At 44.9% G+C, this 25,878-nt stretch carries 17 protein-coding genes; 9 read left to right on the top strand and 8 right to left on the bottom strand.

Annotated features, from left to right (window positions below; all coding sequences use genetic code 11):
• Position 1: 1 nt before the first annotated feature.
• Both JGK22_RS04455 and JGK22_RS04460 read right to left on the bottom strand, forming a co-directional pair.
• On the bottom strand, positions 2–3,463 hold the full coding sequence (locus tag JGK22_RS04455; RefSeq protein WP_293207384.1) for a CHAT domain-containing protein: 3,462 nt from the start codon (positions 3,461–3,463) through the stop codon (positions 2–4).
• A gap of 563 nt (positions 3,464–4,026) precedes the next feature.
• Positions 4,027–4,821, bottom strand: coding sequence for a cation diffusion facilitator family transporter (locus JGK22_RS04460; protein ID WP_293207386.1), 795 nt, complete (start codon positions 4,819–4,821; stop codon positions 4,027–4,029).
• Between the two features lie 44 nt (positions 4,822–4,865).
• Here JGK22_RS04460 and hpsU point away from each other — a divergent pair, with 44 nt between their 5' ends.
• The 3 genes from hpsU (at position 4,866) to JGK22_RS04475 (ending at position 8,268) form a co-directional block, all read left to right on the top strand.
• Positions 4,866–5,543 (top strand): hormogonium polysaccharide biosynthesis acetyltransferase HpsU, encoded by a 678-nt coding sequence (gene hpsU, locus JGK22_RS04465; RefSeq protein WP_293178755.1) that lies wholly within the window; start codon positions 4,866–4,868, stop codon positions 5,541–5,543.
• A gap of 102 nt (positions 5,544–5,645) precedes the next feature.
• Positions 5,646–7,049, top strand: a complete 1,404-nt coding sequence (locus JGK22_RS04470) for a mechanosensitive ion channel domain-containing protein (RefSeq protein WP_293178758.1) — start codon at positions 5,646–5,648, stop codon at positions 7,047–7,049.
• A 64-nt stretch (positions 7,050–7,113) separates the two neighbouring features.
• The gene (locus tag JGK22_RS04475; RefSeq protein ID WP_293178761.1) at positions 7,114–8,268 is read left to right on the top strand and encodes a flagellar assembly protein H; all 1,155 of its coding nucleotides are present in this window, start codon (positions 7,114–7,116) and stop codon (positions 8,266–8,268) included.
• Between the two features lie 252 nt (positions 8,269–8,520).
• Here the strand turns inward: JGK22_RS04475 and JGK22_RS04480 are convergent, their stop codons facing one another.
• Entirely contained in the window at positions 8,521–9,129 is a 609-nt protein-coding gene (locus tag JGK22_RS04480; RefSeq protein WP_293178764.1) for a TetR/AcrR family transcriptional regulator, read from the bottom strand.
• A 114-nt stretch (positions 9,130–9,243) separates the two neighbouring features.
• Here JGK22_RS04480 and JGK22_RS04485 point away from each other — a divergent pair, with 114 nt between their 5' ends.
• The 3 genes from JGK22_RS04485 (at position 9,244) to JGK22_RS04495 (ending at position 12,715) form a co-directional block, all read left to right on the top strand.
• Positions 9,244–10,665: a biotin/lipoyl-binding protein gene (locus tag JGK22_RS04485; RefSeq protein WP_293178767.1), complete on the top strand. Its 1,422-nt coding sequence runs from the start codon at positions 9,244–9,246 to the stop codon at positions 10,663–10,665.
• A gap of 68 nt (positions 10,666–10,733) precedes the next feature.
• Positions 10,734–11,918 (top strand): ABC transporter permease DevC, encoded by a 1,185-nt coding sequence (gene devC, locus JGK22_RS04490; protein WP_293178770.1) that lies wholly within the window; start codon positions 10,734–10,736, stop codon positions 11,916–11,918.
• Between the two features lie 80 nt (positions 11,919–11,998).
• The gene (locus tag JGK22_RS04495) at positions 11,999–12,715 is read left to right on the top strand and encodes a DevA family ABC transporter ATP-binding protein (protein WP_293178773.1); all 717 of its coding nucleotides are present in this window, start codon (positions 11,999–12,001) and stop codon (positions 12,713–12,715) included.
• Positions 12,716–12,906: 191 nt separating this feature from the next.
• On the opposite strand, the gene JGK22_RS04500 is transcribed toward JGK22_RS04495, so the two are convergent.
• From JGK22_RS04500 to JGK22_RS04515, 4 genes are all read right to left on the bottom strand, one after another.
• The gene (locus tag JGK22_RS04500) at positions 12,907–13,908 is read right to left on the bottom strand and encodes a glycoside hydrolase family 104 protein (protein ID WP_293312418.1); all 1,002 of its coding nucleotides are present in this window, start codon (positions 13,906–13,908) and stop codon (positions 12,907–12,909) included.
• A 139-nt stretch (positions 13,909–14,047) separates the two neighbouring features.
• Positions 14,048–15,316: a glycosyltransferase family 1 protein gene (locus JGK22_RS04505; RefSeq protein WP_293312420.1), complete on the bottom strand. Its 1,269-nt coding sequence runs from the start codon at positions 15,314–15,316 to the stop codon at positions 14,048–14,050.
• Between the two features lie 336 nt (positions 15,317–15,652).
• Complete coding sequence (locus JGK22_RS04510; protein WP_293178782.1) at positions 15,653–15,973, bottom strand: hypothetical protein; 321 nt, start codon at positions 15,971–15,973, stop codon at positions 15,653–15,655.
• Positions 15,974–15,992: 19 nt separating this feature from the next.
• A complete protein-coding gene (locus JGK22_RS04515; protein WP_293178785.1) occupies positions 15,993–16,910 on the bottom strand; it encodes a YihY/virulence factor BrkB family protein in 918 nt (305 codons plus the stop codon).
• Between the two features lie 246 nt (positions 16,911–17,156).
• On the opposite strand from JGK22_RS04515, the gene JGK22_RS04520 reads away from it, so the two are divergent.
• From JGK22_RS04520 to JGK22_RS04530, 3 genes are all read left to right on the top strand, one after another.
• Positions 17,157–18,050, top strand: coding sequence for a CNNM domain-containing protein (locus JGK22_RS04520; RefSeq protein ID WP_293207111.1), 894 nt, complete (start codon positions 17,157–17,159; stop codon positions 18,048–18,050).
• Between the two features lie 109 nt (positions 18,051–18,159).
• Entirely contained in the window at positions 18,160–18,357 is a 198-nt protein-coding gene (locus JGK22_RS04525) for a hypothetical protein (RefSeq protein ID WP_293312422.1), read from the top strand.
• Complete coding sequence (locus JGK22_RS04530) at positions 18,341–18,670, top strand: type II toxin-antitoxin system PemK/MazF family toxin (RefSeq protein WP_293312424.1); 330 nt, start codon at positions 18,341–18,343, stop codon at positions 18,668–18,670. The genes JGK22_RS04525 and JGK22_RS04530 overlap by 17 nt, the downstream gene beginning before the upstream one ends.
• 87 nt (positions 18,671–18,757) lie before the next feature.
• Here the strand turns inward: JGK22_RS04530 and JGK22_RS04535 are convergent, their stop codons facing one another.
• Positions 18,758–25,486: a glycosyltransferase gene (locus JGK22_RS04535; protein ID WP_293312426.1), complete on the bottom strand. Its 6,729-nt coding sequence runs from the start codon at positions 25,484–25,486 to the stop codon at positions 18,758–18,760.
• Positions 25,487–25,878 lie beyond the last annotated feature (392 nt).

Below are 25,878 nucleotides of genomic sequence, written 5' to 3' on the forward strand. Positions count from 1 at the left end.
TTTAGTTTCCTATAGCGCAAAATGCAGCCCAGTAAAATGGGCTTTCAAATGGTTTTTCGTCAGAATCGTAACTTCCAAGGAAACCTTTGATATCTTGGGTTGACTTTGAATCTAATTTTAATTCACCAATCCATTCTAGTAATTTAGATTGAGTAGCATCTCGCAGCCAAATTTGGGCAGTATTGATAGCTATTGCCATATCAGCGGTTGCCAGATTTTCGTAGCATTTAATCATTAGATAGGCAGTGGCGAAGTCATCGACTGACCACAAACTGGAGACTACCCCTTGACTACCAGCATACAAAAAGCCTGTAGCCAAACCAATACAATCATCACTTTGCTTGGTTGTATCTGTCAACCCCGTTTCGCAAGCGGAGAGGGTGACGAGGTGGCAATTAGGTAAGTTCAGTGTAGCAAAGATGTCTTGCAGAGTTAGACATTTGGCGGGGTTGGCTTGTCCCCCGGAACGCAATCGGAGGGATTTTTGCCCGCTGGGGTTGGGTGAGTCTGTTGATTCTATCGCTCCTGCTAGGATTAGGGATGAAATTAGGGGTGTCTGGAAATTAAAGGAACCGTGACAGGAAAAGTGGACGTAGTGCGCTTGGGCGAGGGTTTCTAGGTTGTCGATGAGGGCGGTTTTGGTGGCTTGTTGTTTGATTAAAATGTCGGCGGGTTTAAAGGCCTGTTTGATGACTTCTACTTCTATATCAGTGTAGGCAAGGTCTTCGGTAGGGTTTTGGATGGCAAAAAGGGCGCGGGTATCGGCGGGTGGGCGTTCTCGCTGTTGTACCCGTTGTAGGAGTTGACAACTGGGGGCGTATCGCACGCCTTTTTTGAAGCAATCAAGCAGACAAGGTTTGGCGGGGGGTTGGAGATGGGGAGTTTTTTGATTAAATCGCAACCAAGTTTGTTGGCTAACTGATAACGCATGAAGGGGGAATAGATGCAAATAGCGGTGGGGAACTAAAATCAGGGAGTCACAATTGTCTAAGGCGGGATGATTGAGAATTTCATTGAGGCGCAATATTTTGGAAAGATTACTCAGCGACTCGGAAAGATTTTTTCGCCAGGTTTTGGTGTCGTTAAATAAGGCTTCGAGATATTGCTGATTCCACGCTTCCAGTTTTTCTAATTCGGCTTTGTCAAACTGCACAACTTCCAAACTCGACTGGGTGACGATGAATATTTGGAAACTATCTGTGCCAATGTACCACTCTAAAATAGCGGTGTGGGAGTCAATCAAATCGCGGATTTCGGCAACGGTAATAGGTTTGACTTCTTGAGTGAGGGTGAAGGCGGGATCTAGTTCCTGACACTGGGCGAAAACTACGTCGAGTTGACGCTGATATTCTTGCAGGAGTTCGCGCTGTTGGGCGATATACTCGCGGTTGTAGCTGGATGTTTCGCTGCTACGAAATCCCTGGAAACCATCGCGATTAAATGTGCTGTTATTATCTACTTGGGCTAGTGATTGCCGTATTGAAAAGGTTGTTTTTCTTAGCCTGCGTAATTCCTCTTTGAGTGAATCACTAGCGCCATTGGGTTCGAGTTCGGAATTTGCCAGTAATTCGACTAAGTTGCGGGATTTGCTGCGTTCGACGGTTTCGAGGGCTTTTTCTATTTGTCCGTCATTGATGCAGGCTTGCACCATTTTGATATAGACATCAATGGCGTTCAATTGGATTTCTTGACGGGCTGCTTCGTTGGTTGCCCATTCCCGACTTTGTTCGACTGCTGCTATTGCATTGGAGTAACTTTGCCAAGCTGCTGTCCATTGTTTACTAACAAAACCGTATTCACCTAAGAAAGCCCATAAGTTAAAAGATTCTTTTGGAAAAGATGTAGGGGTAAAGATTTCTGAGGCTAAATTAAAGCATTCAATCATTGCATCAAGTCGTTTTAATTGATAATAAACCATTATTAAATTAAATTGAATTACTGCCCATCTGTAAGGAAAATTTTCACGAGTCGCCACTGTTGCCGCTAATTCAAAATTAGCGATAGCCAGCTTCAAATTATTTGATGTGTCTTCCCGACTTCTATCTGTATATCCTGAGCCTAGAGTATTCAGAGTATTAGCCCAACTTTCGGGATAATCCTCATAAGTATAAACTTGTAAAGCCGCCTCGCAACATTCAATTGCACGTTCGATATTTTCTTCTTTACTTTCGCGAATTCTTTTTAGGTAAGTACCTGCTAAATTACTATAAACTTTTGCCCAGTCTTCAGGATATGATGTACGAGTATAAACTGTCAGTGCAGCTTGATAGTATTTGATTGCTTTCTCTATATTTTCTTTTTGATCTTCTCGACTTCTGTCTGAGTATGCGAGTCCTAAATTTTGTTTGATTTTTGCCCATTGTTCAGGTTGAGTCTCATGAGTATAAAACTCTAATGCAGCTTTATAACATTCGATCGCCTGTTCAGTATTCTCTGCTTTAGACTCACGAAGTCTGCAATCATAAGCATAGCCCAGACTAAGCTGAGTCATTGCCCATACTCGTTTATATTTTTCACGGGTGCGAACTTTTAACGCCGCTAAATAGTATTCAATCGCTTTTTCCACATTATCTGCTTTCTCTCCCCGCAGTCTACCATTGTAAGCTATTCCTAAATTATGCTGAATTCTTGCCCATTCATAATCATTTTTCTCGCGGGTATAAACTTCCAATGCAGCTTGATGGTATTTAATTGCGCTTTCAAAATTTTCTGCTTTTGACTTTTTAATTCGGTGTGTGTAAGCAATTCCTAAATTAATTTGAATTTTTGCCCAGCGTTCGGGAAAGTCTTCACGAATATGGACTCTTAAAGCATCGTTTAAACATTGAATCGCTACCTCAATATTTTCTGCTTTCGATCCTTCAATTCTTTGTACGTAAGCAACAGCCAAGTTGTTAAGAGTTTCTGCCCAATCTTCAGGAAAGTCCTTGTAGGTATATACCTCACTAGCTATTTCATAACCTGCAATAGCAATTTCTAGGTTGAGCGATCGATCGCCTAACGGAAACTTTTGAATCAAGGTACTAAAATTGAAAATGACTCCTGCAAGACCTTGATGGTTTTCTAAGTCTTCGTTTTTTAAATATTTGTCTGCATAAACTTTTAATGTGTACAGAAAATCTATATTTAATTTATCTTCCTTTCCTTCTAAGAAAGAATACAATTCCTCTTGATTACTATTGCTTGTTTCAATTTTATTGAAAATTTCTAATAAAAAATCTCCACACCATTTAAAAGTGACCGCACCAATCTGAGTAGCCAGTTGATTTGCTATATCTTCTAAAAAATCTGCTGCACTTTGATCTCCTTGAGCCGCAAGCCAGTCTATTACTTGTCTCATAGTATGTACTAATCCGACATCAATCAGTTCTTGATTGGCGTTCAAAACTTCATTTTTTTGTGTTCGATCAGCCAGCAGCAATTTAATCAGATTTAGGTAAGCTTGAGTGCGACTATCATCCATTGGGAATCACCTTCAAATTTATAATGCTTGATTATAGCTCCAACACAGGCAACTTCCCCTGAATTTTCAAATGATTTAATCTGACTCACCGAGGGGGCTGTGAGTTACTACCTCGATGGTTCGGCGGTTGAAACCGCAGCTACAGAAACGAAGTCCGCCTACGCGGACTAAGAGATATCCGATATGCTTATTATAAAGCAACAAAAAGGGTATCACGGGTGGCCAGAAACCGGGTTTTTGCGACAGACTTCGTTACAGTGCAAAGATTTGGGAAAAAACCCGGTTTCTTTGATTGTGTGCGGGCGACCAAAAACCTCGGTTAGCCTCATAGTCCAACCGGGGTTGAAACCCCTGTCTCATAGCGAAAGTCCTCTGAAGAGGACTAAAGAGTTTTTGATTTTTATCTCAGCTTTTCAGTCGGTTTCAACCGACTTTCGCTATTAGCCAGGGGTTTTAACCCCGGTTGGATGTGGGAGACAGCGCGGGGGTCAAAAACCCGGTTTCTTTGATTGTGAACCGCAGATGGTGGCAGATGTACGCTGATGAACGCAGATGAGGAGGCATCATTTAATTAGTTCTTCAAGAGATGGAAACAGCAATTTTTCGGCGCTCACTTTTTCGCAGTCGCAAGGTTGTTGAATTGCGGATATTGCTGATACATTTCCTAGCAGCAACTGGATGCTTTCAATTAGCAATGGTAGAGTTAATAAAATGATTGATGCTGATACTAGCAAGCTGATTAATCCGTCAGCCCAATTCCAATGCAGCCACGCTACGGCGATCGCAGCTAAAATTACTCCAACCGACGAAAAAATATCGGCAACGGCGTGCAAAAAGGCGCTTTTGAGGTTCAAGTCGCCGTGACAGCAGGAGTGCAAGCAGCAAGCATTGATTGAGTTGATGCTTAAACCGACTATTGCGGTAATTAACATCGGGAGTCCTTCTACTTCGGGGGTTGGGGACAGCAAGCGGGCGATCGACTCTGCTGCAATCCAAAGCGCGATCGCTACTAAACTGATACTATTAACTAAGGCTGCTATGATTTCTCCCCGTGCAGGAATTGCCGATCGCGCGATCGCGCAATCCACCGATTTACTTCTTTTTACTGACGAGTACCAAGTCGCAGTTAATGTGATCGCTAAAGCTGCTACATCAGACAAAACATGACCAGCATCTGCCAATAGGGATAAACTGTGAGAGTTGATGGCGGCGATTAACTCTGCTACAAAAAAGCTACTAAGCAGTACCAAAGCTGTTTGTAAAAGTCGCACTTTGGCAATTCTGGGATTGGGATTGTCGCATTGTGCGAGATTCTTGGTGTTTTCAGGGTTAAAATTGTCCCCAACTGGAAATATCATGCAGCAATCCTTACAGCTAAACTCGATTTTCAATCAAACATTAGATGACTCATTATACGCCAAGTCCCGACCCGGAACCGCCGCATCCGATCGCAAATTCCCCAAATCCTGAAATCAACGATCGTCCAATTGGCGACAACCAACCAAATATTTTAACAGGCGAATCTTTAATTGATTTGCGGCTGTACAACCAATCAAATTTCGATCGCGGAAGACGTGGTTGGCTAATTTTGCTTTGGTGGTTGGTGCAGGCGATCGCATTTCCCCTCACTCCACATCCTTGTAATAGCATCAGAAGCGCGTTGTTGCGGTTATTTGGTGCGAAAATAGGTTTTGGGGTAATTATCCGCCCTACGGCTCGTTTTACCTATCCCTGGAAAATTGAAATCGGTGATTATAGTTGGATCGGAGATGATGTTGTATTGTACAGTTTGGATCGAATTGCGATCGGCAAACACTGCGTCATTTCTCAAAAAAGTTACCTCTGCACCGGCACTCACGACCCCCAAGACCCAGCCTTTGGGTTAATAACAGCATCTGTTATCATTAATAACGGCGTTTGGATTGCCGCCGACTGTTTCATTGGCCCTGGTGTTGCGATCGGTGCAAATGCCTTAATCGGAGCTCGCAGCAGCGTGTTTGAAAATATGCCAGCCGGCTTTGTTTGCACGGGAACACCCTGTCGCCCGCGCGATCGGCGAGAAATTAATAAAAGTTTGTAGTCAGGACTTCATTCCTTTTTTGTCTAACTTGGGACTAAGGACTTGAGTCCTTACTACAAGCTGGTTTAATGCTGGTTATACAAATATTTTTCTGAAATAAGAATGAATACAGTACCCCAAGAACTACTGACTAATCTTTTCCAGCTCTTTACAGCAACCTTATTTAAGATAGGGGAAAATTCTGTATCGCTGCGATCGCTTCTGGAACTGATAATATCATTCATGATTGTGCTGATCGTATCGCGAACTTTTACTGATTTTCTGAAAGAGCGCTTGCTCGTAAAACTAGGAATTGATGAGGGGAATCAGGAAGCCATAGCAGTTATTTTGCGCTATTTAATCATAGCACTGGGAGTGATAATTGCGATCCAAGGAATAGGATTTAACCTTGCTTCTTTTGCAGTAATTGCGGGCGGATTGGGAGTAGGAATTGGTTTCGGAATACAAGATTTAACCACCAATTTTGTCAGCGGACTAACGCTGCTTTTAGATCGACCTGTCAAAGTGGGAGACTTCGTGGAATTAGAAGGATTGATGGGAGTAGTCAAAAAAATCTCGATTCGATCGACTATTATCAAAACCAACGACGACTCCAGCGTCATAGTTCCCAACAGTAATATGATTAGCAACAAAATTGTTAATAGGAGTTACGAAAATTCGACACTTTGCCTGCGACTTTCGATAAAAGTAGACGGAAATAGTGACCCGCTGTTAGTAACAGAAACTCTTTTAAACATTGCTTATACAGAAGCAGGAGTATTGTACGAACCAAATCCGAAAGTATTATTTGCCGAGTTTGGCAATGATTGCTTTAAATTTGAACTTTTAGTGTGGACCGATCGACCAACGGATCGAGAAGTTATTAAAAGTTCTTTAAATTTTGCGATCGAGTATCATTTTCGCCAGGAGGAAATCAATTTTCCATTCAATGTCAAAACATCTAATAAACTCGCAAAAAGAATGCTTTTTGTTGGAGAGGAAAGCAAACAGTTATCTTCCCTCAGTAGTTTGTTGCGACAGGTAAAATACTTTGAAACTTTGAACGATATAGAATTGCGACAACTCATGGAAGTTGGCTATCGGCAACGGCTGCAATCGCAAGAATTTTTGTTCCGAGAAAACGACCCAGGAGATGCTTTTTATATGATTCTTTCTGGTTCAGTAGAAGTGTTTATCGCAGCAACTGATAAGGAACTGACTCATCTGGGTAGGGGCAAGTTTTTTGGCACACTTTCTTTGATACTGGGAATTCCTAGAACTACTTCGGTGAAAGCTTTGGAAGAAACTATTGTGTTTGCTATCAATAAAGAAGGATTACAAAAGATTTTAGAACGGCCAGATTTATCCGAACGGATTATTCAAGAAATAGTCAAACATGAAGAACTAAAGGAGAAACAGCAGCAACTGCGAGAAATGGAATTGGTAGATGTACAAGAAGAAGATGAGGTAAATCCTGTAGATTGGGTGAGAAAAAGACTCAAGAATTTATTTAGTGTTTCAAGTTGAAATTCGCTTAATAAATATCTTGGAAATATGCTAAAATCAACTCATAAAAAATTGTCTTAATTATATGACGCGATTTATTCACGATCGCTTTGCTAAAGAATTTCTGGAAGAATTGCTGTCGCCGATCGGTACGGTGAATGTCGGTCGCGATGTGACAAGCGAAGTCCGAGAAATCGATGTTTACTTCACTCCTGGTACCCCAATTCCCGAATACTCCGAAAATCTAGGATTGTTGGGGAAAATGGCTGGTACAACTGCTATTTTTGAACCGTTTCGCAATCCAATAAATGTGGTCGAGGCGATTAGCTGTATCATTAAGCTGTGGAATTTGCGAGGTGAATTGCAGCGGGGGGCTAAAAGAAAAAATACTCCCTCTGATGATGCTGAGTTGCCCAGACTGTGGATTTTAACACCTACAGCATCGAAAGCATTGGTAGAGGGTTTTGGTGCGATACCGAACTCGCAAAATTGGGTTGAAGGAATTTATTTTTTGCCGGGGCATTGGGAATCGGCAATTGTGGTGATTCACCAGTTGCCAGAAACTCCCGAAACTCTGTGGTTGAGGATTTTGGGCAAAGGGAAAGTGCAGGAAAGGGCGATCGCCCAAATGAGCGTTTTAGCAACGGACGATCCGTTGCGGATTACTGCGCTAGAATTATTGTATCGGTTACAGTCAAATTTAGTAGCTGATATCCCACAGAAATTAGAGCCAGAAGAGCGGGAGTTAATTATGGCGATTGCACCACTTTTTCGAGAACAAATACAAGCTGCACAGCAACAAGCTAGGGAAGAAGGATTAGAACAAGGGCTAGAACGAGGGCTAGAACGAGGACTGGAACAAGGGCTAGAACGAGGGCTAGAACGAGGCAGACAAGAACAACAGCGGTTAATCTTGGAAAATTTTCTGCGAGTTCGATTTGGAGAATTAAGCCCGAAAATGACTGTTTTTCTATCTCCAATATCCAAGTTGTTTGCTGCGGATTTTACGGTTTTGTTGCTGGCAATATCGATGCTGACAGTCGATGAATCGGGGCGGCAAGAAGCGGTCAAGTTGTTAGCTGAAAGTGTATTGAAAATGTTTGTTACTAACTTGGAGGAGATTCGGCCCCAGGCCGTGACTAATTTATTGGCTTTGCCGATCGCAGAATTGACATTGTTTGTAGAACAACTGCCACAGTTATCGGATGCTGAATTGAGGGAAAGGTTGGTTGACAGTTGACAGTTGACAGTTGACAGCAAAGTTTGAAAGCTCAAATGATGGGGGAAAGGGAGAGGGAAAGCGACGGGAGCATCTCTTTTTTGAAAAAAGCATTTTTATTATAGTGCGAGCGTCCCCGCTCGCGATCGGTGCAAGGCTAGCGAGCGTCCCCGCTCGCACTATGAAATGCTAAACTGAGATACTCCCAAAGCGACTACTCAAAACCTCAAAAATTAACCCCATCACCCATCTTCCCATCAACATTCGATCGCACTAGGAATTTAACTCCGCAGGCAAAATCAAGTGCAGCAGAGCGTCGATCGCTCGATCGCGCTCCATGGGCATAATATCTTTACCGTGCATCATCTCCTGCGTTAACTGGAAATATACCAGAGAGCCAATAAAAATCCGCGCCGTCGCCTCCGGATCGGACAATTTTAACTCTGGATGCAATGTTAAATATTCAGTCAGCCGATCGATACCCGGTTTAGCTAAGTTTCTCACAAAAGTCTGCGCTAGCTGGGGAAAACGCCCCGACTCCGCAATCACTAGCCTGACGAAATTGAGAAATTCGGGTTCGTGCGTCGCCTGATCCAATATAGTTGTGGCAATGAATCGCAGCGCTACGGCGGGTTCTTCATCCAGAATTGTAAAATGGACTTTTTTTCGCGCCAGCCACTGCACCAAGGCTGCAAACAATCCCTCCTTATCTTGAAAGTAGCTGTAAACCGTGGCTTTGGAAACTCCCCCCGTCTTGGCTACCTTGTCCATACTCGTACCCGCGTAGCCGTGGGTTAAAAATTCTTGCATCGCACCTTGCAGGATTTGCTCGCTTTTGTCACCTAATGTTCCGTCGGGTTCGATTGGTTTTGTCCTGGCCATCTCTGGTTTCTGTAATTTTTGCTTCGGGTATTGACATCATTATACTGAACGGTTTAGTATTCAAGTATGAACTAAACCGTTTAGTTTTTACCTACCCAAATCATGAGGTGTGTCATGGTACACCGATTAACAGCAGAAAGCTTATCTTCCAATTCACCCTTAGTTAAACAACTCCTAGTTGTAGCAGCGTTCTTCACTCTGGCGGCTGGGGGAACTACTGGTTACACGATCTGGCGATCGCGCCTTCCCGATCCCAACGCAGCAACCGCAGCAGCAGCCGTCGCAGCATCCCAATTAACCACAGTGACAGCTTTGGGGCGATTGGAACCGAGGGGAGAAGTGATTAAAGTTTCGGGATCTGGGGCGGCGGATGGAAGCAGGATCGATCGACTCCTGGTAAAAGAAGGAGACAGAGTGAAAACAGGTGAGACGATCGCAATTCTCGACAATCGCGATCGCCAGCAAGCAGCCTTTGACCAAGCTCAACAACAAGTACGCGTTTCCCAGGCAAATCTCGCAAAAGTGAAAGCAGGAGCCAAAAATGGCGAAATTCAAGCCCAGAAAGCCACTATTGGCCGCTTAGAAGCCGATCGCAGTAACGAGATCGCAGCGCAACAGGCGATCGTTGCTCGCTTAGAAGTCGATCGCAGCACCGAAATTACAGCCCAACAAGCCACCATTGCGCGCCTAAAAGCCGAACAGCAAGGGGAAATTCAAACCCAACAAGCAGCAATTGCTCGCATAGAAGCCGAACTCCGCAACGCTACAAACGAACAGCGACGCTACTCGCAACTGTACCAACAAGGAGCAATTTCTGCCTCAACTAGCGACAGCAAAACCCTCGCCACCGAAACAGCCCAACAGCAACTCAACGAAGGAAAAGCCAAACTGAATCAAATTCAGCAATCTCGCCAACAACAAATTAACGAAGCGCAAGCCAAACTGAATCAAATTCAGCAATCTCGCCAACAACAAATTAATGAAGCGCAAGCGAAACTCAGCCAAATTCAGGAATCTCGACAGCAGCAAATCGGCGAAGCGGAAGCAAATCTCGATCGCATCGCCGAAGTGCGCCCCGTTGACATAGAAGCAGCCGCCGCCGAAGTCGGTTCCGCCCAAGCCGCCGCCAAACAAGCCAAAGCCAATTTAGCTCTAGCTTACATCCACGCTCCCAGAGATGCTCAAGTCCTGAAAATTCACACGTATCCTGGGGAAAAAGTGGGAAACGATGGCATTGTCGAACTTGGACAAACTCGCGAAATGCTGGCGGTGGCTGAAATCTACCAAAGCGATGTGGACAAAGTACGGATTGGACAGCCAGCCAAAATTACTAGCGATTCTTTCCAGGGCGAATTGCAGGGAAAAGTAGAATATATCGGTTTGCAGGTGCAGCGGCAAAACATTGTTAACACCGATCCTTCTGCGAATATTGATGCTCGAATTGTGGAAGTGAAAGTGCGTTTGGATGCCGCTTCCAGTCAGAAAGTAGCGGGATTGACCAATTTGCAAGTCAAAGTTGCGATCGGCGGGAATTAAGAATTAAGATTTTTTTAACCGCAGAGAGCGCAGAGGACACAGAGAAAACAGAGGAAGAGAAGAGAGATATGATTGGACTAATTAAACCTTTACAACAGTTAAGAAACAGAACTCCTCTCGGATGGTTGCAACTGAGTCACGACAAAGGACGAATGGCGGTTGCAGTAGCAGGAATTGCTTTTGCTGACGTTTTGATGTTCATGCAGTTGGGATTTCAAAATGCGCTTTACAGTAGCAATACGCGCCTGCACCAAACTTTGCAAACAGACTTAGTTTTGATGAATCCCCAAGGCCGGAATTTGCTGAATTTATCTTCTTTCCCAAGACGCAGATTATATCAGGCGATGAATGTACCTGGTGTGAAATCAGCCGATCCACTTTACGTGAAAATTGCCAACTGGAAAAATCCCGAAACTAGGCAGGAAACGTCGATTATGGTGTTGGGATTTAATCCCGATCGCCCTGCATTTGACCTGCCAGAAGTCAACAAAAATTTGAACTTGATTAAATTGCCGGATACTGTGTTATTTGACCGAGCTTCAAGGGGAGATTATCAAGGGTCTATCGCCCAAATTAATCAGGGACAATCTGTTAAAACTGAGATCGATCGGCGCACAATTGCGATCGGCGGTTTATTTACAGTTGGAGCATCTTTTGCCGCTGACGGAGCTTTAATCACCAGCGATCAAAATTATCTACGCCTGTTTCCCCGACAGGATTCTGCAAGCGTAAATGCCGGATTAATTCAACTGCAACCCGGTGCCGACTCGCTGCAAGTCCAACAAGTTTTAAAAGCATATTTGCCGTCGGATGTCAAGGTTTTGACCAAACAAGAATTTATCGAGTTCGAGAAAAATTATTGGGCTAAAAATACTGCGATCGGCTTTGTCTTTAACTTGGGTGTAGCGATGGGTTTCGTAGTAGGAGTAATTATCGTTTATCAAGTTCTGTCAACCGATGTCAGCGACCATATGGCAGAATACGCTACTTTCAAAGCAATGGGCTACCGCAATATTTACTTGCTCGGCATTGTTTTTGAAGAAGCTATTATTCTTTCTGTCCTCGGTTTTTTACCTGGAGTAGGAGTCTCTGTAGCACTATATCATGTGACTCGTCAAGCTACAAATTTACCCTTATACATGACCATAGGTCGAGCATTAGCAGTATTAATTTTGAACATGGTTATGTGCAGTATTTCAGGAGCTATTGCCACTCGTAAACTGCAAGCAGCCGACCCCGCCGACATTTTTTAATCCCAATTATTCATCTCTCTCTGATCTTTCTCTGTGTTCTCTGCGCCCTCTGTGGTTAAAAAAATCCGAATCCTTAACTTATGAAATCCACTCTTGTTAACCCCACAACCACCAACCTACAGATTTCCGAGCCTGTAATTTCCATGCACAAACTCGACCACTACTTTGGTCAAGGTCAACTGCAAAAACAGGTACTTTTTGATATCAACCTAGAAATATATGCAGGTGAAATTGTCCTGATGACCGGGCCTTCCGGTTCGGGAAAAACCACGCTTTTGACATTGATTGGCGGATTGCGATCGGGTCAATCTGGCAGTCTGAAAATTCTCGGTCAAGAGATGTGCAATGCCAGCCAAGATAAATTAGTAAAGACGCGGCGTAACATTGGCTATATTTTCCAAGCCCACAACTTGCACCGCAGTTTGACGGCGCTGCAAAATGTCCAAATGGGTTTGGAAGTTCACGGCAATTTGTCCCGTGTCGAAATGCGCGATCGCTCTGGGCAAATGCTAGAATTAGTAGGACTAGAAGATAGGCTGAACTATTATCCCGATGACTTGTCGGGCGGACAAAAACAAAGAATTGCGATCGCCCGTGCCTTAGTTAGTCGCCCGCAAATTGTCTTAGCTGATGAACCGACAGCCGCCCTGGACAGCAAATCCGGGCGCGAAGTGGTCAATTTGATGCAGAAACTTGCTAAAGAGCAAGGTTGTACTATTTTGTTAGTGACCCACGATAACCGAATTTTGGATATTGCCGATCGCATCGTTAACATGGAAGATGGAAAATTAGCTTAAACAGTTGACAGTTGACAGTTGACAGTTGACAGTTGACAGATAAATTATATTGATAATAGGTAATGGGAATTGCTCATTCTTCCCTCTAGTTTCCCCAAAAATAGACATCACCCATAACTCCCCAAATTTGAATTTTGGAACTCAAAATTTTATCCAAAATCGCAAATTCCAACTCGTCCTCGGACTGTCAACTAATTGCTAACAACCAATTCTGGGCGATAAATCCCTAAATTGTGCAGGTACATTTTTTCGAGTTTGGGCAGCGACGAGTCCACGGAACCGCCAAAACGCCGAAAAGAAGGCCAGATGTAAGCGAGTTTTCTGACTGCTGGCTCCAATCGACCCGCTTTTATATCTTCTAATGCACCTCGTTCTCGAATTAACTCTATAGCCATTAGGTCTTGATTTTCTGGACTGAAATCCTTGACACCGAATTTTTTGGCGAATCTGTCCCAAGTTGTGCTGAGAAACTGATACCGCCCCGCAGCGTCGGAACAGAGTTTTTTGCCGTAGCGACGGCCGCATCTCATTTCCCTGGGATGGTCGCTGAAACTGGCAAATTTGGTTCCTGTGTACTGGGTGTGGTAGCCATCGGCAGCAGCGGTGCCTTCGGCGCTGGCGATGGTGTCGAGAAATGCTTTTACCCGATCGCGCTCAATATTATCCTCGTTATCGTCGTTCCGATCTCCTTTGTCTGGTGGCTCGTCAGTTGCAACTTTCGGCAACGCTTCTGATGCCGAAGCCGGCGAGCTTTCTGCCGAGGCAGTCAGGCGTTTTGGAGGTGGCGACATTTCTGCCGAGACTGTTTGCCCCCAAAGTTTTGGGGTCATTCTACCCAAAAAAAAGCACAAACAAATGCACAAACCCCACCCCAGCCTCAAACGGAGTTGTTTGTACTGCTGGCTGTGCTCTCGCACCGGCCACGCGTAGAGGGGGATAGCTGCGGGCAAGATTCCGGTTTGCTGGCCGAAGGCGAACAGCGATTTTAGAGCTAGCAAGGTTTGCTTGTAGAAACGGGGTGGAACTTTGCGAGCCCTCATCGCTGCGGCGAAAGTCTGGATATCTGTCAGAGTCACTTCTGCCAAAGGTTTTTCTACAAACAGTTGAAAACCGTTGGCGGCCTGCCAGCTAAAGCGCTTGCTGGGGGTAGATTTGCGGTTTACCCACAGACGAATTAGCTCTTGGTCGGACATACGAAGCAGATGTCTTCCCAGATGTTCTGATGCGTACAAGAGTACCTCCTCATATCACTTCTAGTTGAAGGTTCCCAGTTTATAGATGAGATGGATAGGGATCGAGGGAAACAGGCTTCAACCATACTAAGTGATACTACTAAGCGCTCACGGGGTCAAGTTTCATCGCCGCTTTTTCGAGCAGTTGAGTGTAAAGTTGACCGAGTTGGGAGGCCACACCGTCCCAACTGAAATTGGCTTGGACGCGCATTCTGCCTGCTTGTCCGAGTTGCTGGCGCCATACTGAGTCAACTAACAGCCGATCGATCGCACTTGCAAAGGCTGCTTCATTTTTCGGCGGCGCCAGCAAACCGGTTTCTCGCGGCACTACGGTATATTTCAGCCCTCCCACGTCGGAGGCGACTACGGGCGTGCGGCAGGCCATCGCTTCAATGGCGACTAAACCGAAGGGTTCGTAGTGGCTGGGAACGACGCAGACATCGGCGGCGGCGTAGTAGGCGGGGAGAATGTCTCGGCTCAAGCCGCCCGGAAAGCTGGTAATGTCGCTTAAGCCTAATTCTTCAACGATGCTGCCGATACGATCGCGCTCTTTTCCGTCGCATTCCCCCTCGCGCCAGCCACCGCCAACGATCAGTTTTAAATCCCCTTTGCCTCGCAGCGCCGACAGACTGACGGCGCGGACTAAGGTTTCGATGCCCTTGCGCGGGTCAAAACGGCCGACGTACAACACCACTTTGGTTTCTGGCGCTATTCCCAACTGGCGGCGGGCCTCCGATCGCGCGATCGACCCAAACTGCTGAGTGTCGGTACCGCAGGGAATGATGTCTATATTGCCTTTTGAGGACACCAGAGACCTCATGTGCTCTTTTTCTTGGGGACTGGTAGCCACCACGCGATCGGCTGTTTCCAGAAGAGTTTTTTCCACGTGCAGCCTGGTTTTGGCAATCATCGGAATTGTCGAAACCGACTTATATTTTACTGCTGCCAAAGAATGGTAAGTATGAACTTGTCGCAGGGGTTGCGATTTTTTCAACTCCATTCCCACCCAAGAAGACAGCCAGTAATTCGTGTGAACTAAGGGATATTGAAAGCCTGACTCTAACTGAAACCTCTGAAATTCGCGAACAAAAATTGGCAAATATCCGTAAAGTGCATCGCGGGGAATAAATTCTTGCGGCCCTGCTACGAGGCGAATTGTCCGGCAATTGGGGCTGTGCTGGACAATACTTGCTTGTTCGCGATCGGATGAGCGGGTGAACATATCAACTTGCCATCCTTGTTTCGCCAAAGATTCTCCTACTTGACGCACGTAAACGTTTTGCCCGCCCGCTTCTTCTTTGCCAATTTCCACAGCCGGATCGCCGTGTACCGAGATCAGGGCGATGCGTTTTTTTGTTAATGAAATCATGATTGTTTACCAAAATTTAAAAAAACTTACCAGAAAGAATTGGTTGAAAGCCGGAACACGAGTGAGGGAGAAATTAAAATCAGACTATTCATTACTCCAATCCTTTTCCTTTTAGGTAGACGTTGCTCTCTTGGGGTCAACTGTCAACTGTCAACTGTCAACTGTCAACTGTTGAAAGCCGATTAATGTGCGATTTTGGCTACTGCGCGGGGAATGAAATGTAGCTGCTAATTGTTATTAAAGTCAAAATAGGCGATCGATAAATCATCCCTCAGGGATAATTTCACTGGAAAAATTGACAAACGACTTCCTTCTGCTGACAGAGACCAGCAGCAGCTAAAACTCTAGATAATCTAAATGGAAATGAACGAGGGTGAAGAGAATTTCCCGGATTTGAGCAGTTGTCAAACTCGAACCAGCTTTCAGCTTGCTGTTCGAGCCGATCCAGTCAGTCGGAGGTAAAATTTTCACCTGTCGCGATAAATAATTTGAACTGTGGAGAAAGCAGAAGTAAATCTTCCCAAAGACAGAATTTGACATGGCGCTCGAAGAGAAAGATAAATTATTGCCTTCAAAATTTTTCTTTCCTTCCGCCTTCCGCTTTCTGGCTGCTTCGCTCTTGCTTTTATCAAAGCCGGGGATAGACTTTAACCTCAAATTTCCCAATTGTCAAATGTTAAGAATTTTTTCGATGTTTGCGTGTGGAGGATTCCCCCTTTTCGCTGTGCAGGGTATTATTTCGCGAACCTCGCATTCGAGAGCCGTATCGGTTAGCCCAAACTTGGGTAAACTCGGCACCTAAGAACAGAATTTGAGCGGAATAATTAATCCAAAGCAGGATAATTACGAACGATCCAGCAGCACCGTAGGTAGAGGCAATACCGCTACCTCCCAGGTAAACTCCTATTAGGGATTTGCCGATCGTAAACAGCATTGAGGTGATGGCGGCGCCGATCCAAACATCATTCCAGGCAAGATCGACATCGGGCAAAAGTTTGTAAATTAAGGCAAAAAGCAGCGTAACTACGCCAAACGAGATAGCAAAGTCCACAATCTGCCAAATGCCAACAGGTAACTGCAACCAGCCGTTCAACCAATAGCTGACGGCAGCTAAAATGGCGCTAAGGACTAAAGATACTAGCAGTAAAAAACCGATGCCTAAAATCATCGCAAAAGACAATACGCGGTCTTGCAAAAATCCCCAAATGCCGCGTCCCGGAGGCGGTGAAACATTCCAAATAGTATTGAGAGCTTCTTTGAGGTTAGTAAATACATTGGAAGCGCCCCACAAAAGTGTAGCGAGACCAACTATAGTAGCAATCATTCCCGACTTGGGTTCGGAAGCTTTAAGGATTAGTTCTTGGACAGTTTGAGCGCCATCTTTGCCGATTAAACTTTGGAGTTGGGCGACGATTTGACCTTGGGCTGCGTCTGCACCAAAGACTAAACCGACGATCGCAATTACGATAATTAGCAGCGGGGCGAGGGAAAAAACTGTGTAATAGGCTAGGGCGGCGGCTAGGGTTGGTGCTTTATCTTCTTGCCATTCAGTAAAAGTTTGTTTTAGCAGCGATATGACTGTTTTTAAGTTCACTACCTTTGGTTTCCTTATACTTATGCTTCACAAAGGCATTGTAATATGTTATGAGTTTTTTCTCGTCGGCCAGAAGATAGATTTATGGATGGCAAATTGCTTTTTTTATCTATTTGTAGGGTGTGCAATGCACACCTTACGAAGACCCGTAGTGCGGATATCCGATATGTGGAGCCGTCAATCTATCTGAATTGCAAGCTAAGATGAAATGATTAACCTAAACATCTATCAGATTAGATATCTATCTTGAATAACCTTACTTGTCTGGAAATAGAAGTCGCCGAAACACTGCTGAGATTAGCAATGTTGCTGGGCTTAACACTTTTAATCGCGTTTTTTGTGGCGTCAGAACTAGCATTAGTATCAGCCGATCGCCATCAAATCCGTCAACTCGCCCAGTTGCGCGATCGCCCAAACGCGAAAACCGCCGAACTCGTCCATCAAGCGCAGAACAACATACCGCATTACCTGTCGGTGACTCAAACAGGCACAACAGCCGGAAGTCTGCTGTTGGGATGGTTGGGCGAGGGTGCGACTGTACACTGGATCGAGCCCTGGATCGACAAATTGCCGATCGGTCATTTTCCCGCGATGCTGACGGCGCATTCGATCGCAGTTCCCGTAGCTTTCATCTTCGTTACATACATCGAGATAGTATTAGGAGAACTCATCCCCAAAGTATTAGCAACCCACGCCCCAGAACGCACAGCTTTGTTACTGATGCCCGCCCTCGAAATCTGCTCGAAAATACTCTGGCCGCTGCTAGCAATTCTCAACGGTACGGTGCGGCTGCTGACAGGTTGGATTACCAGTAAACAGTCAGAATCGCTGCTACCAGCTTCCGAAGCAACTCTGATTGAAAAAGACGCTCATTCAGCCCTAATTTCCGGCGTCTGGGAAGTAACAGCAGTTAACGAAAAACTCGGGTTAAACCTGCCAACCAACCAAGCGTACCAAACAATCGCCGGATTCGCGATCCACAATTTCGGTAAAATTCCAAATAAAGGCGATCGATTTTTGTGGGGCGAATTAGAAATAGAAGCAGCAGATGTAGTAGAAGGTAGTTTAGAAACAGTGCTGCTGCGTCAGGTAACTCGCCCTTTGTTTGAGCCGCAACATCCAGAACTCGTCTTGAATTAATCCTAAATCAGGCTTAAATACTTCCTCGATCTATGTGTTTTAGGTTGTAATTGTGCGACAATGTATCAAAAATCTGCAAATTGCGTAAAGCACAGTTTATGAGGTGGATATGCTGAAAACACTTTGGGCTACTGTTCGACAAGGAAAAATTGAACTGCTAGAGTTATCAGAGTTACCCGAAGGGGCAAAAGTATTAGTAACAGTTTTACCTGATGAAGAAGCTGAGTTTTGGCTTCAAGCCAGTCAAACATCACTAGATACAGTTTGGGATAATACTGAGGATGATATCTATGCCCAGCTACTCTAAAAATGACATAATTTTGGTTAGATATCCCTTTTCAAACTTGTCTAGTTCTAAGGTAAGACCAGCAATTGTTGTGAGTGCGCCACACGTATCTCAAGACATTATGATTGTGCCATTGACAAGCAAAACTGCATCCTTAATTGAGGGTGAGTTCGTACTCGCTGAATGGTCAATAGCAGGGTTAAATGTGGCTACAGCAGTCAAGCGAGGTTTGTATACAGTACATGAAAGCTTAGTTGTAAGAACGATTGGCAAATTAGCAGATTCTGATGCTGAGCGACTGGAGAAATCTCTCCGAGGTTGGTTAGGGTTTTAGTGCAGCAGCGACAGTTTGTCAACGAGTTTCGCAGGTGCTTAAGATTTAAATTGTACTCCATGCACCTGCAATCTGCTGTAGAGCCGTTTACTTCACAGCAAGCTCGATCGCACCCCCAACAAACTGCTCGTAATCCTCAAACAACCATTCAGGCAAACAACTATCCGCATCCTGAACTTGCAACTGTCCAGCGCGACAAAACAGCCTCGCCGCCAACAAATAATTCACAGCCTGAGGCATTCCAAACCCTTTACTCAACTCACCCACCAACGAATTCAAAACAGCACGTTCAGTATCAGTAAGCGGCTCGTTAATAAATCCGCTCCCGAGCATTGCCTTGTAACCTTTACCGAAATCGCTCCGGTACAAAAGTTCAAGTTGTTCGCCGGAAACCTTCAGCCACACATCAGCAATTTGCTTGCGAATTTCCCGCAAATCTGCTATTACCATTTCCGCCGTCGGGTCAATTTCATAAAGATTCACAGCAGCAGTTAATTGATTGAGAAACTGCGGGAGATAATCTTGGTTGACAATCGTTTGTTGATTGTCCGCGAATGGGATTTCAAAGATTTTTTCGTAATCGTCAATCAACCAGTGTGGCAAGCGGGTGTGAGCGTCAGCAACCCGCATTTTTCCTGGTACAAAGTACAGCATTCCACCCAGCAAAGCATTGATAGCTTGAGGATGCACTAACCCTTTGCTAATTTCGGTTACTTGCTGCAAAAAGTTGTGTTCGGTTTCAGTCATTGATTTGGCTTGCAAGCCGCAGCTAAGTATTGCTTGATATGCTTTGCGAACTTCCCCTCGGTAAACATTTTCTAGTTTTTCTGTGGGAACAATCAGCCAAAAATCAGCCAGTTGTTTGCGGATTTGGCGGAGTTCCAAAACTACCGATTCGTCTGACGGATCGATCCGGTAAAGATTGACGCATCCTAATAGTTGATTTGCAAATTGCGGGGATTGAATGTATTGAGCTAGTAAGTCAGAACTTGACTCCTTCTCGACGGTATCTTCTGTTTCAAAAACTTGTTCGTAATCGCCGATTAACCAGTGCGGCAAGCGGTTGCGAGCGTCGGGAATCCGCATGGTTCCCGGCGGGAAATATAGCATTGCTGCGAGCAAGGCGTTGACAGCTTTAGGATGGACTAATCCTTTGCTAATCTGGGTTAGTTGCTGCAAAAATATTTGTTCGCCTTCCATCATCGCTTGATGTTGAAAGTAGCTATGCAGCAGCATTTGATAGCTTTTACCGTCAGCACTTTTATAGGTGGCTTCTAGGTTTTCGGTGGGAACATTTAGCCAGAAATCAGCGATTTGTTTGCGGATTTGGCGGAGTTCGGATATTGCTGAGATGTTTGATGAGTTTCTTTGGTAAAGCTGGACGTTATGCAAGAGTTTATCGCCCAAGTCTGGCTGTTTGGGAATGCTATCCTGCAAGCTGCGCGAGGCTTCTAGGTGGCTAGTTTGCCAGTTGCTAAAGAGTTCTTGGAATAGTTTCGCGATCGCCCCCGAGTATGCCACACTGTCAAAACAGGCGGGATTGCCCTGCATTTTTTCCTGAATTTCCTGGCGTTTTTGCTGCCGCAGTTGCGGGTTTGTGGCGAGATTGACGGCTAGCTGAATGTAGGATGCCTCGTCACGGGCGATTAAATCGGGCATCAAGAGCGATCGTACCACAGCCGCTCCCATGCGCGATCGTAAAGTATCACCATCCCTGACAACAGTCGGTAATCCCACCTCCAGCGGATCCACAAGAGAAGTAGTCCCCGCATAGGGATAAGAATCCAAATAAACATCACCCAACTTCAAAACTTCCTTGACATCCGCACGATTCGGCAAAGCCTTCACCACCCGCAAACGCTTACTATCAATCCCATACTTCGCAAAAATCCCTTGCATATTATTCACAAAAGCCGCCCCAGGATAATAATTAGTCCAGCTAGGGCCAAAAGGCATTAAAAACAGGATAGAATTAGGAACAGCCGCCAGAATCTTCGCCCAAGTTTCCCTTAACTCCGGCACCAACTTATACAAATTAGCGCTGGAAATAAACACAACCGATTCCTCAGAAATCCCCAGGCTATTTCTAGTCAGTTGAACATTAGGAGTATAGGGTTCGAGGGTATAGCTAAAACAGCAACCCAAGCCGTCAATAGTTGCTAATTCCTCGCGATAATGCGCGCATCCCTCAATGCCAGGTTCCATCAACTTGCCAGCAATATAATAGTCAACGTGGCGCATTCCCGTAGTCACAGGAGAATTAAAACAAGTAGTTTGTACCCGCGCCAATCGATGCTGCGCCAGCAAACTAATCGGATGAGTGACAGCAGTAATATTCGTAGCAACCAACAGAATATCTAAGTCATCAGCGCGGATAGCCTGAACTTGACTTGGCAAATCACTCGGCAATTGCACCAGCCTATCCGCGCGACTCTGGCAATACTGTTCTAATTTATTACCATCCAAATTGATAGCATACAAAATAATTTCAAACTGATCTCGGTTGAGATATTCAAAAGCAGGCAAAGTCGCGAAAGTTTCCGTCATCGCCCCGAAATGCTTAGTCAGAACTCCGACGCGAATTTTCTGTCTGTTTGCAGGCCTCGCCGGAAAAATGCAATCAATGGCAGCCCCGCGATTTTTCATCGCAAATTCAATAATTTCTGCCCGTTTGGTGTAGACTTGCTTGAGATTTTCGCTATTGAAATACAAAGGGATAAAGTTAGCGGTTTGAGTGAAAAACCAGGCAATTTCCTGCCAAATTTGTGAATTTTGGTTTTGGAATATATTGCGGTGCACGTAACTAACCCATCCCTGAACGTAGCGGCAATAATTGTCAGCCTCTCCTAGTTCTTGAAAGAGCGTCGGCGCGGTAAACATAAACTTGAGATAGTCGTTAACAAACCAATTGGGTATAGCTGCATTTTCATACTTTAGCAATAACTGATCGGCACGACGGTAGAGAGAGGCTGCTAGTAAGTAGCCAACATCTTTCAGAGTTTTAATTCCCTGGGATAGATGTGTTTCTAGTTGACCGATTAAACTCTGTTCAGTATCTGTTGTCGCTTCATATTTGATAGTGCTGTTAAGCAGCATTTGATGTGCCTTACCTGCCTCACCGGAGTAGGCAGTTTCTAGTTGTTCTGCGGGCAGATTCACAAAATAATCGGCAAGTTGTCGGCGGCTGTGGCGGATGTGAGCGAGAGCAACTTGATTCGTTTGGTCTTTTTGATACTCTCCCAGGTATTGAGGAAGGGAAGCTAAAAACTGTTCGGGTGTATTAAGTTGAGCTAATTCATCAGCAATTAACTTACCGTGTTGTTGCAAAACTTTTTCTGACCAACGCACTTCTTCGGGTTTGTAAAGTTGAGAGTGCAGGCGAACAATTGTAGCCCTCATCAAGTCTAACTTTTCGCGTTCTCCCGCCATTTTTTGGGTTCTGCTAGAGCCGTCGCCATGTTGCCTGTAGTACAGATAAGGCTGAGGAAAACGATCGCCTAACCAGCCTTTTTCATAGGCAGAAATCCAAAATTCCCAATCTTCGCATCCCAGCTTCATCACTTTTTTCAAGCCGCCTACTTGCTCGTAAATTTCTCTTCTAAATAAAGAAGTAGCGGGGGCTTGATTGTCTCTCAAAAATTTATTGGGGTCAAAGTCACCGTGGATAACTAAATCGCAGTTGGCGCCGAAGTGCTGCACATCTGTATAGACAAAACCCACCTCCGGTTTCGCGGATAAAACTTCAACGCACTCCTCTAGAAATTTGGGATGAATTTTATCATCAGCATCTAGGAATAAAATGAATTTTCCTGAGGAATTCTGAACGCCAACATTTCTGGAATCAGCGGGCCCTGTGTTGGGTTTGTCGATGAGGCGCAGCGCTTTTTGAGGATACAATTGAATTAAATAATTTGCGAAGTTGCTGGTATCATCGGTGCTGCCGTCGTTGACAATGATGCACTCCCAATTTTGATAGGTTTGATTGGCAACACTTTCAACAGCTTCTCTGAGTAGATTGGCGTGGTTGTAGCAGGGGATGATGATGCTGACGAGTGCTGGTTCGGGCGTGCGGTAGGGCATGGCGTTTAGCTGTGACGGAGAGATTGCAACGGGGAGGGTAGTGGCGGGTTTAATACCTCGGCGGATGATGCCGTATTCATTCCATATCTTAAGCGTTTCTTGTTGCGATCGCCCTGAACCATGTTCTAAACCTTGCTCGTTGTGGTAGTAAAGCCCAATTATTTCCGGGATGCGGAACATATTTTCGGTTTTTCCCACCCGCAACCAAAATTCGTAATCGCCAGCCGCCGTCAATTCTGCTCGGAAATAGCCGTGTTTTTCGTGTAGCGATTTTCTCCACATTGGCGCAGAACCCATGATGCAGCGTCGTTCCAGTTCCCCATAGGAAAAGTCCGGCCAATTCCACCGCGTTTGAGCTTGCGTCGCAACCCAGGTATCATTAACAACATTCGTAATTAATTGATCGCCGTAAACCAGAGCAGTTTTTGGTTGCGAGTCCAAATAATTAGCCATGATTTCCAATGCGTCGGGGCGGTGTCTGTCGTCGGCGTTCGCATTAGTAATGTATCTGCCGCGCGACATCTCGATTCCTCTATTCCAAGCTGCATAAATGGTTTCTCGCTGTGGTATCCGGCAATAAATTATGTTGGGATATCTCGATTGAAACTCCCGTGCAATTTCTCCTTCGTTCTGTTCGGAGTTGCTGTTAATTACAATGATTTCCAGTTCGCCTTGTTTGTACAGCGTTTGATCTACCAAGTCTTGCAAGCAGCCGCGAATAAATTTTTCGGAATTGTAGGTAGAAACGATCGCAGATACTTTGAAAGCTGACGGGACAGGCTGCGATGTGTCATAATTCGATAATTCGCTCTGTAAGGCTGGATCGGCTTGCGGTTGAAGGGAATGCTCAGCTACTTGAACCAAAACAGAGCTAACAGTTGCAGCCATTTTCGACCAGGAAAACTTCTTAGCTTGCTCTAACCCCGCCGCAATTAATGAGTTGCGGACAGCAGGCTTCTGTATTTCCCGCAAAGCATTGACAAGCCCGCTGACATCATCGCCATCTACATAAACCGCTGCTTTTCCTGCTACTTCTGGAATCGAACCGTTTGGACAAGTGATGACTGGACAACCGCAAGCCATGGCTTCGACGACTGGCAATCCAAAGCCTTCATATTTCGACGGATAAACTAATACCGCAGCACCCGAATAAGCAACTCTCAATTCGCTATCGCTTAGTTGCAGCGTGCGGACAGTGATTCCAGAACAATACAATTGCAGATCGGGTTCTAATACAGGTTTGCCGCCTGTGCAGACTAGATCAAAGTCAAACTTATTGGCAAGTTGAGAAAAGGCTTTGAAGAATAATATCCCATTCTTGTAACCATGCCAGCCTACCCTCTCGCCTACCAAAAGAAAATAGGGTTTAGCAATGCCGTACTTTGACTTAAAACCTGCGATTTCTTCTCTATCGGCTGGCGAGAAATTGGCGTCTATTCCGCAGTGCGCTACAGCTACAGAAGCTGAGGATATCTGCGGAAAAACCTTAACTAAATCGCGGGCTGTATTTGCTGAAATAGCTATGTAGGCTGAGGCGTGGCGGATACCGGAATGCTTTTCTCTCCACTCGGAATGAGCAAGATTTTGTCCCATCAACTCGGGAATCATGTCATAGGCCATGAATACCGATCGCGTTGACAAAGGCGTTGTATAATAAGTAGAAATAAATAAATCGGCTTTTTCTTCATCGCAGATTTGCTGTAGCATTTGGCGGTCTGCATCGGTTTGGCTGTAGTCGTAGCGGGCTACATTCCGGTACTGGATGCCGGGAATTTTGGGGGCGGTTCCCGCTCTGTCAAGAACTAGAATTTGTTTAGCAAAACCATTTTCTGCCCAGTTTTCTAGCAGCGATGTCCAGACGCGACCAATGCCGGTGCTGTTAAGCTGATAAAATACGCCGTCAATCACAATCTTTTTTAAATTTTCAGGAGATACGGCTGCTGGATTTTTCATTAATTTGCGTTTCTCTGTGTCTGCAATTTTTCTCAAAGCTGCCTCGTAATCATGTTGGAGTAATGAGGCTTTTTTTAATTCCGGCTCTTGGCAATATGATAAGCTTTGAAAAAGTTGATGCGGGATTTCCTTTTCTGTCAAGAGGTGCAAAGAATCGCCGTTAGAGTAAAAAATTAAATTGAATTTTTCGGCAATTATAGACAGTGCCTTGGTGGTATAAATAGAAATGTGCTGACCTTCATCTAGGGCATAGTACCACCATTCGCTGGGCTGGGGATTGTTGGCTGGCAGCAATCTGGTACTGAATAAAATATTGCGAGAATATTTGAAGATTTTTTCGATCTCCGACAGCGGGTTAACAAAATGCTCAAATACTTCAAATGCTGTGACTAATTCGTAGGGGTAGCTGCTGTTTGCCTCGGCTTCAAAGCCTTGTGCAAATATATTTTTGCAATATTTATCATGCCATGAAAAATCAAATCCTAAATCTCTCATCATCCGAACAAATACACCGTAGCCGCCCCCGTAGTCTAAAAAATTAGCGCGGTGATTAAACAAATTAAAAATAATATTATTGGCTGCGGTGGAGAACATCGTGCTTCTGGATAACATTCCCACGTCGCTGCTAGCTATGGCTTCTGAATAAGCCTCCTCAAGCCAGTACGGTTCCTCGGTTTGAACAAATCCACAATTTGAGCATTGAAAATACTCAACGTTATATTTTTTTAGTACCGTAGCCGCAGCCAAGCTGTTTGTTGGAGAATCACAAATATTGCACTTCATTTTGATTATCTAAACTTACAAGGTTGTTTAATTGACTGTCTGTATTGGAAGGCCGAATATCTCTCCCGCTTTACTCAATTTTTAATGTTGCCAAGTGATGGCAATGGGGTAGGCTAGACTGTTTTAATGCTGAGTCTTGAAATCTTCAGACGGTTTCTCAAGGGTCGATCGTTATATATGAAGAGTGAATAAACAGGAACATCCTACACCAATGCAGCCCTGACTCAGATATCTTTAGTCCTGGACGTATTCCTACCAAAGAAACCGGGTTTTTTGCCTAATCTCGCGACTCCAACGAAGGATTTTCGTAAAAAAACCCGGTTTCTGGCCACCCGTGCGTCCAGGACTGATCTTATCAGGAGTCCGCCCCCTCAAGATTACTTCGACTAAAG

Origin of the sequence: Microcoleus sp. PH2017_08_TRC_O_A, assembly GCF_020738665.1 — a bacterium.
GTDB lineage: Bacteria > Cyanobacteriota > Cyanobacteriia > Cyanobacteriales > Microcoleaceae > Microcoleus.